This is a genomic window from Prevotella marseillensis (assembly GCF_900625065.1).
Taxonomy (GTDB): Bacteria; Bacteroidota; Bacteroidia; order Bacteroidales; family Bacteroidaceae; genus Prevotella; species Prevotella rara.
In genome coordinates, this window is the sequence record NZ_UYXY01000001.1 from 1,651,494 (window position 1) to 1,667,486 (window position 15,993).

The 15,993-nt window shown below is 45.6% G+C and carries 16 protein-coding genes; 9 read left to right on the top strand and 7 right to left on the bottom strand.

All coding sequences use genetic code 11. The features are described 5' to 3' along the window. The first annotated feature begins 241 nt into the window (after nt 1-241). The 7 genes from EJL04_RS06970 to EJL04_RS07000 all read left to right on the top strand — a co-directional run bounded on the left by EJL04_RS06970 (nt 242) and on the right by EJL04_RS07000 (nt 7,394). Nucleotides 242-1,090: a prephenate dehydratase gene (locus tag EJL04_RS06970; RefSeq protein ID WP_125104485.1), complete on the top strand. Its 849-nt coding sequence runs from the start codon at nt 242-244 to the stop codon at nt 1,088-1,090. Further along, the gene (locus EJL04_RS06975; RefSeq protein WP_125104486.1) at nt 1,065-2,255 is read left to right on the top strand and encodes a pyridoxal phosphate-dependent aminotransferase; all 1,191 of its coding nucleotides are present in this window, start codon (nt 1,065-1,067) and stop codon (nt 2,253-2,255) included. The genes EJL04_RS06970 and EJL04_RS06975 overlap by 26 nt, the downstream gene beginning before the upstream one ends. Nucleotides 2,256-2,298: 43 nt before the next feature. Next, the gene (locus tag EJL04_RS06980; RefSeq protein WP_021853328.1) at nt 2,299-3,363 is read left to right on the top strand and encodes a bifunctional 3-deoxy-7-phosphoheptulonate synthase/chorismate mutase type II; all 1,065 of its coding nucleotides are present in this window, start codon (nt 2,299-2,301) and stop codon (nt 3,361-3,363) included. Between the two features lie 84 nt (nt 3,364-3,447). Then, entirely contained in the window at nt 3,448-4,242 is a 795-nt protein-coding gene (locus tag EJL04_RS06985; RefSeq protein WP_125104487.1) for a prephenate dehydrogenase, read from the top strand. A gap of 83 nt (nt 4,243-4,325) precedes the next feature. After that, nucleotides 4,326-5,279, top strand: a complete 954-nt coding sequence (locus EJL04_RS06990; protein WP_125104488.1) for an endonuclease/exonuclease/phosphatase family protein — start codon at nt 4,326-4,328, stop codon at nt 5,277-5,279. A gap of 176 nt (nt 5,280-5,455) precedes the next feature. Next, complete coding sequence (locus EJL04_RS06995) at nt 5,456-5,821, top strand: rhodanese-like domain-containing protein (protein ID WP_241209957.1); 366 nt, start codon at nt 5,456-5,458, stop codon at nt 5,819-5,821. Between the two features lie 40 nt (nt 5,822-5,861). Continuing rightward, nucleotides 5,862-7,394: an endonuclease gene (locus EJL04_RS07000; protein WP_125104490.1), complete on the top strand. Its 1,533-nt coding sequence runs from the start codon at nt 5,862-5,864 to the stop codon at nt 7,392-7,394. A gap of 258 nt (nt 7,395-7,652) precedes the next feature. Here EJL04_RS07000 and EJL04_RS07005 read toward each other — a convergent pair whose 3' ends face one another. The 7 genes from EJL04_RS07005 to EJL04_RS07035 all read right to left on the bottom strand — a co-directional run bounded on the left by EJL04_RS07005 (nt 7,653) and on the right by EJL04_RS07035 (nt 13,434). Then, nucleotides 7,653-8,435 (bottom strand): SDR family NAD(P)-dependent oxidoreductase, encoded by a 783-nt coding sequence (locus tag EJL04_RS07005; RefSeq protein ID WP_125104491.1) that lies wholly within the window; start codon nt 8,433-8,435, stop codon nt 7,653-7,655. A 4-nt stretch (nt 8,436-8,439) separates the two neighbouring features. Further along, entirely contained in the window at nt 8,440-9,528 is a 1,089-nt protein-coding gene (locus EJL04_RS07010) for a UDP-N-acetyl glucosamine 2-epimerase (protein ID WP_125105317.1), read from the bottom strand. Nucleotides 9,529-9,746: 218 nt separating this feature from the next. After that, entirely contained in the window at nt 9,747-10,700 is a 954-nt protein-coding gene (locus EJL04_RS07015; protein WP_021853335.1) for an SPFH domain-containing protein, read from the bottom strand. A gap of 27 nt (nt 10,701-10,727) precedes the next feature. Next, nucleotides 10,728-11,177: an NfeD family protein gene (locus EJL04_RS07020; protein ID WP_125104492.1), complete on the bottom strand. Its 450-nt coding sequence runs from the start codon at nt 11,175-11,177 to the stop codon at nt 10,728-10,730. 246 nt (nt 11,178-11,423) lie between these two features. Continuing rightward, nucleotides 11,424-11,801, bottom strand: coding sequence for a DUF2023 family protein (locus EJL04_RS07025; RefSeq protein ID WP_053397693.1), 378 nt, complete (start codon nt 11,799-11,801; stop codon nt 11,424-11,426). 22 nt (nt 11,802-11,823) lie between these two features. Next, complete coding sequence (fldA, locus tag EJL04_RS07030) at nt 11,824-12,327, bottom strand: flavodoxin FldA (protein WP_125104493.1); 504 nt, start codon at nt 12,325-12,327, stop codon at nt 11,824-11,826. 744 nt (nt 12,328-13,071) lie between these two features. After that, nucleotides 13,072-13,434 (bottom strand): hypothetical protein, encoded by a 363-nt coding sequence (locus EJL04_RS07035; protein ID WP_021853339.1) that lies wholly within the window; start codon nt 13,432-13,434, stop codon nt 13,072-13,074. A gap of 454 nt (nt 13,435-13,888) precedes the next feature. Here EJL04_RS07035 and EJL04_RS07040 point away from each other — a divergent pair, with 454 nt between their 5' ends. Continuing rightward, complete coding sequence (locus tag EJL04_RS07040; protein ID WP_021853340.1) at nt 13,889-14,554, top strand: FKBP-type peptidyl-prolyl cis-trans isomerase; 666 nt, start codon at nt 13,889-13,891, stop codon at nt 14,552-14,554. 150 nt (nt 14,555-14,704) lie between these two features. Continuing rightward, entirely contained in the window at nt 14,705-15,781 is a 1,077-nt protein-coding gene (gene aroC / locus EJL04_RS07045) for a chorismate synthase (RefSeq protein WP_125104494.1), read from the top strand. Nucleotides 15,782-15,993: the final 212 nt, after the last annotated feature.

Genomic DNA, 15,993 nt, shown 5'->3' on the forward strand with positions numbered 1-15,993 from the left:
TTGTAGGTGTCATTTAAATATTATACTTTTGCAAGCAAATAAGAAAATATATCAAAAATGAGAAATAATTTATACGCATCTTTCTTTTACTTTTATTTTTACTTTGCAAGGAATTGTGAAGCGGGAAGTTGCGTGTAGATTTCAACTTATGACAAGACAATCTTTTAAGAAAGATACAAACAAGTCCCGCTTCATAACAATGAGGCGGGATTTTTCATTATAAAGAAAATAATAAATAAACATGAAGAGAATAGCAATACAGGGTTCAATCGGGTCGTTTCACGACATTGCAGCACATCAGTATTTCAAGGACGAACAAATACAGCTGATATGCTGCTCGACGTTTGAACAAGTGTTTGAGAACATAAAGCACGACCCTACGGTGATAGGCATGCTTGCAATAGAGAACACCATAGCAGGTTCGCTGCTCCACAATTATGAACTGCTGCGCGACTCGGGAACAACCATCGTCGGCGAGCACAAACTGCACATTGAGCACAGCATATGCTGTCTGCCGGAAGACTCATGGGAAACGATAACCGAGGTACACTCCCACCCCGTCGCACTTATGCAGTGCCGCGGATTTCTTGCCGGACATCCGGAAATGAAAGCTGTAGAAGCTCAAGATACGGCCGGAGCAGCAAAGTTTATCTCTGAGAACAAATGCAAGGGATGGGCCGCAATATGCAACGCTAACGCCGCACGCCTTTATGGAATGAAAATCCTGCAGGAATCTATTGAGGACAACAAGCACAACTTCACAAGATTCCTGGTTGTAAGCAATCCTAACAAAGCCGACTTTCTGCGTCCGCTAGAGCAGACAAACAAGGCAAGTATTGTTTTCTCTCTGCCTCACGAGGAAGGCAGCCTTTCACAGGTGCTCAGCATCTTCTCGTTCTACAAAATCAACCTGACAAAAATACAGTCACTGCCTATCATTGGCCACGAATGGGAATATATGTTCTATGTTGACCTTGCATTTAACCAGCTGACCCGCTATCGCCAAAGCATAGACGCAATAATGCCGCTGACAAAGGAACTTAAAATTTTAGGAGAATACCAAGATGACGGAAAACAACCCAAACCATAACATAAAGCCGGCAGAAAGAGTTTCGGCTGTAAGCGAATATTACTTCAGCCGCAAGCTGAAAGAGGTGGCAAGGCTTAACGCCGAAGGCAAGGACATAATAAGCCTGGCAATAGGCAGTCCGGACATGCCGCCGTCTGAAGCCGCGATAAACAAACTGTGCGAAGTGGCAAGACAAGACGGTTCACACGGCTACCAGCCCACAATGGGAACGCCGGAACTGCGTGAGGCCATGGCCGGATTTTACAAACGCTGGTACAATGTTGAGCTTGACCCTCAGAAAGAAATACAGCCGCTCATAGGCTCAAAGGAAGGCATACTGCACGTAACGCTTGCCTTTGTCAATCCCGGCGATGAGGTGCTGGTGCCTAATCCTGGATACCCTACCTACACTTCGCTCAGCAAAATACTTGGCGCAAAGGTGGTCAACTATAATCTGCGTGAAGACAACGGATGGCAGCCAGACTTTGATGAGCTTGAGAAAACGGACCTGAGCAAGGTGAAACTGATGTGGACCAACTATCCAAACATGCCTACAGGAGCAAATGCGCAGGAGGATACATACCGCAAACTTGTAGACTTTGCAAAAAGACATTCAATAGTTGTGGTGAATGACAACCCATACTCGTTCATTCTCAACGAGAAGCCGTTGTCGATGCTGCAAATTCCTGAGGCAAAAGACTGCTGCATAGAGTTCAACTCCATGAGCAAGAGTCATAACATGCCGGGATGGCGCGTCGGCATGTGTGCATCCAACAGCCGTTTTATTGAATGGATTCTCAAAATAAAGAGCAACATTGACTCGGGAACATTCCGCGGAATACAGCTTGCCGCCGCCGAGGCCTATAATAACAGCGACGAATGGCACCGCCAGGCAAACATAACGACATACAGAAGAAGGCGCGACACAGCCGAACAAATAATGAAAGAACTCGGCTGCACATTCGACCCCAAACAGGTCGGAATGTTCCTGTGGGGCAAAATTCCTGAGAAATATAACGATGCAGAGGAACTCACAGAACGTATATTGCATGAGGCAAGAGTGTTCATCACGCCGGGATTTATATTCGGGAGCAACGGCGAAAGATATATACGCATATCGCTGTGTGCAAAAGACGACAAGATTGAGGAGGCTCTCAGCCGCATAAAGGGCATGAAGCAGAAATGATACTTACTAACATTCGAAACAACAAATAAAAGAAAATACAATTATGGAACTTGATTTACTACCGCTGAACCTTCCCAGCGACAACGAAAAACTTACCGTAATAGCAGGCCCCTGTTCAGCAGAAACAGAAGAACAGGTTATAGAGACAGCACGCCAGCTGGCTTACAAAGGCTGCCATATATTCCGTGCCGGTGTGTGGAAGCCACGCACAAAGCCCGGAGGCTTCGAGGGCAACGGTGAGGCAGCTCTGCCGTGGCTGAAAAGGGTTAAGGAAGAAACAGGCATGCTAACTTCTACAGAAGTGGCAACACCCGAACATGTTGAACTGGCCCTTAAATATGACATTGACATCCTGTGGGTAGGTGCGCGCACATCAGCCAATCCTTTTGCCATGCAGGCCATTGCAGACAGTCTGCAAGGCGTTGACATACCCGTACTTGTAAAAAATCCTGTAAATCCTGACCTTGAGCTATGGATTGGAGCCATGGAACGCATCAATCAGGCCGGCGTAAAGCGCATCGCAGCCATACACCGCGGATTCTCAAGCTATGACAAAAAGATTTACCGCAATCTGCCCATGTGGCAAATTCCTATCGAGCTGCGCCGACGCATACCCGAACTGCCTATATTCTGCGACCCAAGCCATATCGGCGGACGTCGCGAACTTATAGCCCCCCTGTGCCAGCAGGCCATGGATCTGGGTTTTGACGGTCTGATTATCGAATGCCACTGTGACCCGGACAAGGCATGGAGCGATGCAAAGCAGCAGATAACTCCCGACATTCTTGACTATATACTGGGACTTCTCGTCATTCGTGACCAAAGCGTAACAACTGAAGGAATCAGCGCGCTGCGCAAACAGATTGACGACCTCGACAATCAGCTTATGGAACTTCTGTCAAAAAGGATGAGAGTGTGCCGTGAAATAGGACATTACAAGAAGGAACATAACATGACCGTTCTGCAGACGTCTCGCTACAACGAAATTCTGAATAAACGAGGTGCACAAGGCTCACTATGCGGAATGGACCCAAATTTCATCAAGACGATATTTGAAGCTGTTCACGAAGAGTCGGTAAGACAACAAATAGAGATTATAAACCAATAATATAAGTATACGGAACGCACGCGCCATTCATAAAACTGATGATGGCGCGTGCAGACCGCCTGCTTATACCAAAATACGAAAAACATGAGAATACTTGTACTAGGCGCAGGCAAAATGGGAAGCTTCTTTCTCGATTTACTCAGTTTTGAGCACGAAACCGCAGTATATGAAAAGAATCCCGAACGGTTGAGATTTACTTACAACACATTGCGCTTTACTGCACTTGATGAGATTGACGAATTTCGTCCGGAACTTGTGATCAACGCCGTTACAGTAAAATACACCATATCGGCATTCAAAGAAGTTATGCCACATCTGCCGGCCGACTGCATAATAAGCGACATCTCGTCTGTAAAGACCGGCCTGAAAGACTTCTATGAACACTGCGGACATCGCTATGTATCCACTCATCCTATGTTCGGACCAACATTTGCCAATCTAAACCAGTTGAGCCATGAAAACGCCATAATAATAAGCGAAGGCGACTACATGGGACGAATCTTCTTTAAAGATCTGTACAGCCGGCTCGGCCTCAACATATATGAGTATTCTTTTGAAGAGCACGACAAGACAGTCGCCTACTCACTGAGCATTCCTTTCGTCAGCACATTTGTTTTTGCGGCAGTCATGAAGCATCAAGACGCTCCCGGAACAACGTTCAAACGCCATATGAACATTGCCAAAGGTGTACTCAACGAAGACGATTTTCTGCTACAGGAAATACTGTTCAATCCGTACACATCAGAACAGGTGGAACAGATAAGGACTGAACTGAAACTGCTGCTCGAGATAATTGACAACAAAGACGCCAAAGGCATGAAAGAATATCTAACAAAGATACGCGACAACGTAAGACGTGACATTGCCATAGACAGATAATAAGACATAGGGCAACAACTCACGGCAGATATACCTTCCTGCCAAAAACGACCAAAGCTAATAACCTGACAACGACTAATATCATGAACACATTTCTTTTTCTAACGGCTTTTCTCACATTTGTGGAATTTAACTGTGAGAATCTTTTTGACTTCAGACACGACAGTCTGAAAAACGACATCGAATTCACTCCTGAAGGAGACCGCAAGTGGACAGAACGAAAATATTGGAATAAGCTGAACAATATCTCAAAGGCAATTATCTCATGCGGAATAGACGGCAAAGACTGGCATCTGCCAGACCTCGTTGCATTATGTGAGGTTGAGAACGACAGCGTTATGCGAGATCTTACCAAACGCTCACTGCTACGCAACGCAAATTACGAATATTTAGTGACCAACTCGCCTGACGAAAGAGGAATAGACGTAGCCTTAATATACGACCCCATGCATTTTCAGCCAATACGGCACTATCCGCTACGCATAAGACCGATGGAGGGAATGAGGCCGACACGCGACATACTGTATGTGGCAGGAAGAATTATAACCGATGACACGCTGCATATATTCGTAGTTCATGCGCCAAGCCGCTATGGAGGCGAAAAGCCGACACGCCCACACAGAAGGCTTATCGCCAAGACATTATGCGGAGCTATCGACTCAATACGTCTTGCCAGCAGTGACCCAAACATTATAATTGCCGGCGACTTTAATGACTATGCTGACAGCAAGGCACTTATGCAACTGCAGCTTCATGGAATGAAAAACGCCTCACATGACGCTAAAGGCAGCAACGGAGCTAAAGCTACATACAAATATAAAGGCGAGTGGAACAGCATTGACCATATTATGGTGAGCCAAAGGCTTTATGACATGAAGGTCTTCGGAAGAATAAACGACCAGACATTCATGCTTGAGCCTGATGAAAAATACGGCGGAGTGCAGCCATACCGCACATACAGAGCATGGAAATACCGCAACGGCTACAGTGACCATCTGCCTTTGGTGGTAAGATTTGCATTGAAACAGCCAGACTGATAACAACCTTTTTCATTCTGTCAGTATAAATATTTATTACCAAAGGAACAATAACAGCCAACCTGCCAATATGATAAAATTATATGAAAATCCTTGGCAGGCATTTTCTGTTTGAGTCAAAATAAGTATATTTGCGGAATATTTCTTATTTTATGAACAGATTAATTTTATCAATCATGACGTTAGTTTCAGGCAGCTTGTTCAGCTGCGGACAACAAAACTTCAAGACTGTTGACGCCAATGAATTTGAAACTGTCATTTCTTCAGACAGCGTACAATTGCTTGACGTAAGGACAGCAGAAGAGTTTAACGAGGCACACATCGATGCCGACAGTGTTATTAACATCGACAAACTGCAACCAGACTTTATGACAAAGGCACGCAAGATACTGAAAAAGGACAAAACTGTTGCAGTTTACTGCCGAAGCGGAAGAAGAAGCGCTGACGCAGCCCAACTTCTGGCTGAAGAAGGATACAAGGTGATAGACCTTGACGGAGGTATTATAGAATGGGAAAAGAGAGGCAAGAAAACCTGCAAATAACCTCTTTTGGCTTTTATAAAATAAACATAAAACTTAAAATATGATCAACCTTAAAAGAACGGTCGTGCTGAACAGCCTGATCTTGACGCTGACTCAACTGTTTGCGCAAGGCCCCAACAACAGCGGAACTTACTACAAGAACGCTGACGGCAAGAAAGGAAGCGAACTGAAAACAGCGCTTTCTGAAATTATCAGAAACCACAAGGAATTGTCATACGACGCTTTGTGGGACTGCTTCAGAACAACAGACGTACGCGACGACGGAAAAGTATGGGATATGTATTCAAGTATCACAAACTTTACTTTCGGCTCCGACCAGGCTGGAAACTATAAAAACGAAGGCGATGTATATAACCGCGAGCACTCTATGCCCAAAAGTTGGTTTGACGATGCCAGGCCGATGTATACCGACCTCGTTCATCTCGTACCGACCGACGGATACGTCAACGGAAGACGAAGCAACTATCCTTTTGGCGAAACAGACAGCCCCTCATACACATCAGCAGGAGGCTTCAGCAAACTAGGCCCTTCGTCTGTCAGCGGATACAGCGGCATTGTATTTGAACCAAACGACGAATACAAAGGCGACTTCGCACGCATATACTTCTATATGGTTACTTGCTATGAAGAGAATGTATCAACCTGGAACAGCGACATGCTGGCCCACAACAAGTATCCCGCATTGACCGAATGGGCATTGAAGATGCTGCTGAAATGGGCTGCGGAAGATCCTGTGAGCCAAAAGGAGATAGACAGAAACAATGCCGTGTACGGATTCCAACAGAACAGAAATCCTTATGTCGACTATCCGGGACTTGAACAATATGTATGGGGCAATAACACCGCAGACAGTTTCAGTTACGACAACTACGTTGAACCTGAAACAGGAACAACTCCCGACCCGGATCCTGACCCTGACCCAGATCCCGATCCAGACCCGATAGAAGGCGAACAGACTTACAAAAAGGTTATGTCTGTCGATGACCTGACTGTGGGATACGGTTATATCATCGTGTGTGAAGAGGCAGGAACAGCATTGGCAGAAAGCGGAAATAACATAAGAAACAGCGCAACAGTGAGCATATCAGACAATCAGATAACTACAGAAGTCAACAAGGACGGCAAGCCTTACCAGCTTATCCTCGGAACATCCAACGGATACTATACGTTCTATGATGCTACCGAAAACGTCTATCTGTCTCTGAACAGCAGTGATAATAAACTGGGAAACAAGACCGACGCTGACACGGACAACGCATTGTGGGAAATAAGCATAAGCAACGGCAACACGGAAATAGGCAACAAAGCCTACCCTGACAGATTTATCAATTACAACAAAATGCAGCCGCGCTTTGCCTGCTACAAGGCCAGCAGCCAACAGACAGCTGTATGTCTATACAAAAACACAGTGTCAACCGGTATCGAAAGCATAACCAACGGCGCAAACGATAATGTTGATGTATATAATATTGCCGGACAAAAAATCCGCTCAAACGTAAAGGCAGACAATGCACTTGACGGCTTGACAAGAGGTGTTTACATCATCAACAAGAAGAAATATGCCGTAAAATAACTATGCGGAAACAAATGTCTGAAGGCAACAAAAACAAGGATGCCAAATAAAAAGACATGATGTTATATTTTAAAATATAGACAATAAACGAAAGAGGGACAAACCATTTAGGCTTGTCCCTCTTTCGTTTATGTAATACAGTAACTCTGTCATGGATTGTATTGCCAACAAACTAACAGACCAGATGAAACCTCTATTCAAGTATATTGCAAACAGCATACAGGCGTGATGGGCCAGCACTGTACACCAACCGGCTCATTATGAAAGATGCTCCACCATGTCAGGATTACGGTCGATAACCGTACCGTTGGCCTGATGCGTAGCAAGAACAAGCACTTCAGCTATCTGCACATGCTCAGGAGCACTTGCTGCATAGAATGCAACATCAGCTATATCATCGCCTGTAAGGGGCTGAACTCCTTTATATACATTGTCGGCCTTCTCCTGATTGCCATGGAATCGGACAACACTAAAATTGGTTTCAACCAGCCCGGGCTTAACGTTTGTAACACGCACAGCTGTGTGTGCAACATCGATACGCAGTCCGTCAGAAAGAGCTTTCACAGCAGCTTTCGTAGCACAATAAACATTTCCTCCAGCATAAGCAGCATCACCTGCAACAGAACCGATATTGATGATATGGCCCTTGTTGCGCTCTACCATAGCAGGAACAACGAGACGCGTCATTATGAGCAGTCCCTTTATATTGGTATCAATCATTGTTGTCCAATCTTCCCAATCGCCCTCATACTCCTTATCGAGTCCAAGAGCAAGACCAGCATTGTTTATCAGCACGTCGACAGTCTTCCATTTTCCCTGCAACGACTCAACAGCCGCAGTGGCAGCTTCGCGGTCTCTGACATCAAATGTCAGCGGCAGCACGTCAGCTCCAAACGCCTTTACCTTTTCACATATTGCCTTAAGTTTATCCTCATTACGTCCTGTAAGGATTAAATCATAACCTCCTTCGGCAAACTTACGCGCACAAGCTTCGCCAATACCGCTTGTGGCACCGGTAATCAATACAACCTTCCTTTCCATTTTGTTATTTCATTTCTAAAAGAATCTGCACAATACGCTCTGCCGTGCGACCATCCCAGCGGTCGGGCAACGAGCATTTCTTCCAATTTCCGCCAACCATGTCGGCAACGGCTTCAGCCAGTTTTTCTGCATTCTCGCCAACAAGCACGTTTGAACCGCACTTAACCGTCTCTATATGCTCTGTATAGCTGTTAAGCGTTATGCAGGGAATGCTGTTGAAGGTGGCTTCTTCTGCCACATTGCCCGAGTCGGTAACAATACCCATGGCGTTAGCCGTTAGATAACCAAACTCAAGATATGACAGAGGATTGACAATGACAAGATTGCCGCATTCTGCCGCAAACTGCTCGACAACAGCCTTAGCCGCAGAACGGAGCGGTGCCACAATCTTAATGTCACCTGCAGCACGACACATGGCAACAACCATCTTCTTCAGGTTGTCGGCATCTGCAATAAGAGCCTTACGGTTAAGAGTGAAAACCAGATAGCGGTTGTCGCTGATGCCAAGTTCATCGAGGACGGCAGGACGCACAAAGCGGGCGCGGTTGTAGCGCAGCGTATCCATAAGGATGTTGCCCACCATGTAGACCTGCGACAGCTCGGCACCTTCGCGCGTAACGATGCTGTTGCTGCCCATACCAGCCGTGAAAAGAAGGTCTGAAAGGCCGTCGATGACAAGACGGTTGATTTCTTTCGGCATCTTGATGTCAAACGAACGTGTTCCTGCCACGAGGTGTGCAAGCGTAACGCCGTGTTTCTTTGTAACAATGGCAACAGCCATTGTTGAAGCCAAGTCGTCGACAACGATAACCACATCGGCAGGATTGGCTTCAAGATATTTGTCAAACTCGGCCATGACACGGCCTGTAAGTTCATTAAGACTGACACAGTCGACGCCCAGGTAAACATCAGGCTCACTGATTTCGAGGTCACTGAAAAGAGACGACTCAAGCGTGGCGTCTTCTTTTGTTCCTGCATAAACCAGACGGTAGTCGATTTCGCGGCCTTCTTCCTTGGCCTTGATAACGGCTCTCACAAGCGGAGCCACTTTGATAAAGTTTGGCCGTGCGCCGGCAACTATACAAATATTCAACATAACAAATAAAATAAACGGAGAAACGCAAACTGTTATCCGGCCGGAACTCTATATAGACTTAATGAGGCAATGACTAACGGCCGCACTATTTGAGCAGCGGCCAGACAGTGACACATCACCGTAACGGCCCGCTGCCACCAACGGCAGCAACCTTCGGCCCCAACCGGCATTATAACTTATTCACGTCTCCTTATACCATAAAAATTTTAAAGTTATTATTCTGACTTAAACAAATCTTTTATTCCTCCTATGCTGCCCATAAGGTTTGTGGCCTCATAAGGCAGATAAACGGTTTTGGTCTTGTCGCCGCTGGCAACGTCTTCGAGCATCTTGATATACTTCTGTGCCAACAGATAATTGGCGGGATTGGTGCTCTTGCCCACAGCTTCAGTAATCTTCTGTATGGCTATTGCCTCGGCCTCAGCCTTGCGTATCTTGGCCTGAGCTTCGCCCTCGGCGTTGAGTATGGCCATCTGCTTGTCGGCCTCAGCCTTGTTTATTATGGCTGTCTTCTCACCTTCCGACTTAAGTATGGCAGCAGCCTTCTCGCCCTCGCTCGTAAGAATGGTGGCGCGCTTGTTGCGTTCTGCCTGCATCTGCTTTTCCATTGCCTGAAGCACGCTCTCAGGAGGAGTGATGTCCTGAAGCTCAACGCGGTTAACCTTAATACCCCATTTGTTGGTGGCATCGTCGAGCACGGCACGCAGCTTGGTGTTTATCGTGTCGCGCGATGTGAGCGTCTGGTCGAGTTCAAGCTCTCCGATGATGTTACGCAGAGTGGTCTGCGTAAGTTTCTCGATAGCATTGGGCAGGTTGCTTATCTCATAAACAGCCTTGAACGGGTCTACAATCTGAAAATAAAGCAGGGCGTTGATCTGCGTCTGCACATTGTCTTTTGTAATCACGTTCTGCTTGTCGAAGTCGTAGACCTGCTCACGAAGGTCGATAGAGTTGCTGTAGATGTAGCGGCCGCGGCGCATGGTTACAATCTCCTTTGCGCGGTCAATAAACGGTATGATGATGTTTATTCCGGGTTTCAGCGTGGCATAATACTTGCCGAGACGCTCTATAATCTTTGTTTCCGACTGAGGTATGATGACAAGACTCTTCTTCACTACGATGAGCGCACATATAATTAGCGCAATAAAGATATAAGCAACGATGTCCATAATTTAAAAGATTATTAGGTTATTAAATCAAATTTTCTCTACCGTGATGATAATACTCTCGCGCCCTATCACCCTTACGCTCTGCCCTACAGCCACACTTTCGCCATTGGCCGTAACGGCTTTCCAGTCGTCGCCGTCGATGGCCACGCGCCCGTATCCGCCTTCAACGATGGTCTCGCTGACGCGGCCTGTACGGCCTATAATGGCATCGGCATTGCTAAGGCGCTCCTTACGGCTGCCATGCAGATACCTTATGGCAAACGGACGCACAAAGAATATGCACAACACCGAAAACAGCAAAAACAGGAAAAGCTGCAGATAAAAACCCGGCACAAACAGCGAGACAAGAACCGTAAGCAGCGCACCAATGGAAAAACACATCACATAGAAGTCTCCGTTGGTAAGCTCTACTATAAGACAGACAATGGCTATGAGAGTCCACATCTGCCACAAATTATCGGCAAAATATTCTATCATACACACTAATCTTATTTATTTGCGAAGATAATGAAAATTATTTGTTCCTACAAATAATAAGAAACAAATTAAACATATAAAACGTAATACCACAGAATGGCGGCATACGGAAAGACACGGCAGCCAACATAACTTTACAAACAAGACGTGGCCGACTTCACAGCCGGCCACGATCAGTGTATACAAAAACATTATGAATTTTACTTAGCGAACAAGATTTCTAAAAAGTTTATCATCTACTTTACGTCATTGTGCCTTCATGCAGCTGCGGCATTTGCGCTCACAATAGCGCTCACACTGCGCGCAGATATCATAGCCGAGCATAGCTCCGAGGATGAAGTCTTCCTCAGGCGTGAGCTGGCTCAGCGGCCGTGTAACCATGAGACGGATAGCCTCGAGACACTGCTTGCGGCCGAAAAACAGGTTTATGCGGTCGTTGCCCACCGGCTGAAGTATATAGCTGATGTTCTGCCGCTTAAGACGCGCCGTGGCATAGTCCTCATATCGCTTGTTGAAAGTGAAGAGCACCATCTGGCGCACACCTTTCTTATACTCGTAAATATGGTTCATCAGCACCTTCATGTCAGGCGGCAGTATCTCTGTAACAATGGCATCCGTTCTCATAATTCATGTTGTTTTAAATTAACTAAAGACTGTTCTTTATACTTTCAAGCCATGCGTCGATGCGGCAGTCTGTCTTGTCCGGCTCATTGACATCGTCGAGCGCAAGCCCCACAAAACAGCCGTCTACCACCGCAGCTGAATCGTCATAGGTGTAGCCGTCTGTCGAAACGGCACCGACAAACTTTGCTCCGCTGTCTTTAAGCGCATTGTAGATCTCGCCGATAGCCGAACAGAACGTGTCGCCATACGACTCGCTGTCGCCGCAGCCAAACAGAGCAATGGTCTTTCCGGCAAGGTTGGCCTGCTTAAGTGCCTCAAGTCCGTCGTACCAGTCGTCCTGAAGTTCGCCTGCTCCCCATGTAGAAGTGCCCAAAATCAGATTTGTGTAAGCATCCGGAGTTGAAGCGTCTATACTTGAAACGTCAAGCACGTCGGCTGCTCCCACACCCAGCTTGCCGGCTATATTCTCGGCAATGGCCTGACAGGTTCCCGTTGACGAACCGTAAATTATACATGTCTTTTCCATATCAATTTTATCATTTATGAGTTATTTGTCTTTACGGCTGCAAAGATAACGTACAAGAAAATATACTGCAATACCTAAAAATAGGGTTTCTGACAATACCTAAAAATGATTAGGCCGTGGCCGTAACGACTGAGTTTTGCCCTAAATCAAAGTCAACAGACTCACGAAAATATTTTCAAGAAAAAGTCAAAAATCATGTCATGAGTTTTCTGTAAAATAGGAATCATAATGCTAACATAAGTTAATTTGAGGCAATCAACAGCAGCAATAAATTAACCTATATTCACAAACGGCAACTCTTAAAACCTAAAAAGCACTTGTTTTTAATCAAAAAAGCATTGATTTCGGCTGGTAAAACTTGCCTTTTTGCATGCAGAAACCTATGCTTTTGCAACACAAAAGGGCACATATTGGGCAACATCCGACTTACATTTATCTGATAGAATATCCTAAACTACTGATATAATGCCATTTAGCAGAGATTGCGATATCCGGCTATTTTTCAGAGGAAAAACATACTTTCATAAAGAGCAACGCCATTCTGAGAGCGTCAAAATAAAAAAGTTTTCTGTTTCAGCGGTAATATTTCATTACATTTCAGAATACCATACCGCGATAATGAGACACAATAACAAGATGCAGCAAAATGCCAAACGACACATACAAATATGGCAGTCAGGACACAAAACAAAAAAAGTCCGTCTGAGCTTACGCACAGGCGGACTTCCTGATATACGATAATGATTATCTTTCTATTCCACGGTTGTTGAATGTTACGTTCAGAAGCATCAGATACTTGCGGAACTGATCACCGGTAAGAACGTTACGCATGTACTTCAGGTCTTTCTCTACTGCACCGTTAACCATAGATGCACGCTCATCTGAATTAGCGTTGGCAGCATTCAACATGTCTGCGCAGAATGAAGTGTGAATGTCCTGAACAGCCTCAAGCTGGTCTGAAGAAAGACCGAGGAAGTCAGCGAGCTTGCCGTAGTTAACTTCCATGTTGTAAGCTTTTGCGCTCTCAACGTTGTTCAACTTCTCATCTTCTGCAAATGTCATAGTCATGCTGAGCACAGCTACGACGGTTAAAAACAATCTTTTCATAATCCTTAAATTTTCATTTTACCTTGAGCCCCGGCTCTTTTCTCACGAATCGCCTCAGCTCGTTATCCTAAATTTATTTATCTCTTTTTGTCTTTCGACGGTGCAAAGATACATCAAAATCCGACAAAGCGAAACAAAAATATCATGCTGTTTGCGTTAACAGCTTACTTTTTTGACCTAAATCAAATATTTAAAATACTTTTAGCAATCTGTTTACAATATATTACAACAATATGAAATAACTGCAAAATATTTGTAACATAAAGTAAGACAATACCCCTTCATCCGTTCAAAACGGCAACAAAAGATACACCAGAAACAGGCAAAGACAGGGCACGAGAACAAGAAACGGGCATGAGAATAAACAGAAAAACAGAAAATTTAAACACGATTTATTTTATTCTGAGCACAAATTGCATTATCTTTGCACTCAAAAGAAAATTTTAGTCAAGAAATGGAAAGTAACAAGAACAAATACATAGCAGTAGCTTACAGACTGTATGTTGTAGACAACAACTCTAACGAACTCGTTGAAGAGGCTACCGATAATGAGCCGTTCCAGTTTATCAGCGGATACGGCATAACGCTCGATGCATTCGAGAATGCCACTGCCGGGCTGAACAAGGGTGAAGAATTTGACATCACCCTGTCGAAAGACGAGGCTTACGGCGACTATGAGGAAGAGCATGTGCTCGACCTTGACAAGAACATCTTCTGCATAAACGGACACTTCGACCATGACAACATATATAAAGACGCCATTATTCCGCTGCAGAACGAAGACGGAAACAGATTTTTGGCAAAAGTTGTATCAGTAGGCGAAGACAAGGTTAGAGTGGACCTCAACCACCCGCTGGCAGGCAAGACACTCAACTTCAAAGGACATATCGTTGAGTCTAGAGAGGCTACTAACGAAGAAATTCAGGGCCTTATCAACCGCATGAGCGGCGAAGGATGCTGCTGCGGACACCATGGCGAAGACGGAGGCGACTGTTGCTGCGGACATCACCACGGAGATGGCGAAGGATGTCATCACGGACATGGTGAGGGATGCCACCATGAGCACGGCGAAGGATGCCACCACGGACACGAAGGCGGCAACGGATGCTGCTGCAACTAAAGAAAAGCACAGCACAGACAAAGGTCTGAAAAGCATATAGGCAAATACGGCAACAGACCTGAACCAATAACGGCAAAAGGCTATGACACGACAAGCGCTGTAGCCGTTTTGCCGATTTTTTATGTTAAAGTAAAAACGGTTCTGCAAAACATGAGTAACTCTTTCGGAAAATTGTTCAGACTGACCACCTTCGGCGAAAGCCACGGCGAGGCTGTCGGCGGAGTTGTAGACGGATATCCGGCAGGAATAGACATCGACCTTGATTTCATACAAGGCGAGCTTGACAGAAGAAAACCGGGACAAAGCGCCATAACAACAGCGAGGAAGGAGGCCGACAAGGTTGAAATATTGAGCGGAGTGTTTGAAGGCAAGTCTACAGGCTGCCCCATCGGATTCATCGTGAGAAATTCCAATCAAAGATCGTCCGACTATGACAACATGAAGGACGTTTTCCGTCCGTCGCATGCAGACTTTACATATAATTACAAATATGGCATACGCGACCACAGGGGCGGAGGCCGCTCGTCGGCACGAATAACCATAAGCAGATGCGTAGGCGGAGCGCTGGCCAAGCTGGCTCTAAAGCGTTTAGGTATATCGGTTAATGCCTACACATCACAGGTTGGCACCATCGCTCTCGACAGCGACTACAGGAAATACGACCTTGAGTCGACCGAGGAAAACATTGTAAGATGCCCCGACAAGGCTAAAGCCGAAGAGATGATAAAGCTTATTTCGGAGGTTAAGGCTGAGGGCGACACCATAGGCGGAACAATTACGTGCGTGATAAAAGGCTGCCCGGCAGGACTCGGAGAGCCCGAGTTTGACAAGCTGCATGCAGCCCTCGGAAGCGCCATGCTGGGCATAAACGCCGTGAAAGGCATTGAGTTTGGAGCTGGATTTGGCATGAGCGCCAGACGCGGAAGCGAAGTGAACGACCTCTTCTTCAATGACAACGGGCGCATAGCCACAAGAACGAACAACAGCGGAGGCATACAGGGAGGCATAAGCAACGGCGAGGACATCTACTTCAGAATAGCGTTCAAGCCCATAGCAACACTGCTGAAAGACCAGACGACCGTAAATAAGGACGGCGAAGAAGTGAACCTTAAAGCCAAAGGGCGACATGACCCATGTGTGCTGCCACGCGCCGTACCCATAGTAGAAGCCATGGCTGCCATGACAATACTTGACCAATATTTGTTATCAAAAACAATAAAACTTTAAAATTTTGCAGAAAAGTGTAAAAAGGCGCATAATTATTTGGTTGTATAAAAAATATATCGTATATTTGCATCGACAATTCAGGGTTTGTGAAAATCTTGATTTCGTCTAATTAAGTCTAGTTTAGTTTTTGTGTTGGTTGAGAGCGGTCAATTGGCCGCTCTCTTTTTTTTGCTGCACCGTAACATGCTAAAAACAAGCACTTTAGATAAAAA

What these genes read in the sequence shown, in the direction of transcription:
- EJL04_RS07040 (WP_021853340.1), top strand. Translation starts at nt 13,889, where the DNA reads ATGGAAAGTAACAAGAACAAATACATAGCAGTAGCTTACAGACTGTAT.
- EJL04_RS07005 (WP_125104491.1), bottom strand. Translation starts at nt 8,435, where the DNA reads ATGGAAAGGAAGGTTGTATTGATTACCGGTGCCACAAGCGGTATTGGC.
- EJL04_RS07025 (WP_053397693.1), bottom strand. Translation starts at nt 11,801, where the DNA reads ATGAGAACGGATGCCATTGTTACAGAGATACTGCCGCCTGACATGAAG.
- EJL04_RS07020 (WP_125104492.1), bottom strand. Translation starts at nt 11,177, where the DNA reads ATGATAGAATATTTTGCCGATAATTTGTGGCAGATGTGGACTCTCATA.
- EJL04_RS07000 (WP_125104490.1), top strand. Translation starts at nt 5,862, where the DNA reads ATGATCAACCTTAAAAGAACGGTCGTGCTGAACAGCCTGATCTTGACG.
- EJL04_RS06995 (WP_241209957.1), top strand. Translation starts at nt 5,456, where the DNA reads ATGACGTTAGTTTCAGGCAGCTTGTTCAGCTGCGGACAACAAAACTTC.
- EJL04_RS06980 (WP_021853328.1), top strand. Translation starts at nt 2,299, where the DNA reads ATGGAACTTGATTTACTACCGCTGAACCTTCCCAGCGACAACGAAAAA.
- EJL04_RS06970 (WP_125104485.1), top strand. Translation starts at nt 242, where the DNA reads ATGAAGAGAATAGCAATACAGGGTTCAATCGGGTCGTTTCACGACATT.
- EJL04_RS07015 (WP_021853335.1), bottom strand. Translation starts at nt 10,700, where the DNA reads ATGGACATCGTTGCTTATATCTTTATTGCGCTAATTATATGTGCGCTC.
- EJL04_RS06990 (WP_125104488.1), top strand. Translation starts at nt 4,326, where the DNA reads ATGAACACATTTCTTTTTCTAACGGCTTTTCTCACATTTGTGGAATTT.
- EJL04_RS07035 (WP_021853339.1), bottom strand. Translation starts at nt 13,434, where the DNA reads ATGAAAAGATTGTTTTTAACCGTCGTAGCTGTGCTCAGCATGACTATG.
- EJL04_RS06975 (WP_125104486.1), top strand. Translation starts at nt 1,065, where the DNA reads ATGACGGAAAACAACCCAAACCATAACATAAAGCCGGCAGAAAGAGTT.
- fldA (WP_125104493.1), bottom strand. Translation starts at nt 12,327, where the DNA reads ATGGAAAAGACATGTATAATTTACGGTTCGTCAACGGGAACCTGTCAG.
- EJL04_RS06985 (WP_125104487.1), top strand. Translation starts at nt 3,448, where the DNA reads ATGAGAATACTTGTACTAGGCGCAGGCAAAATGGGAAGCTTCTTTCTC.
- aroC (WP_125104494.1), top strand. Translation starts at nt 14,705, where the DNA reads ATGAGTAACTCTTTCGGAAAATTGTTCAGACTGACCACCTTCGGCGAA.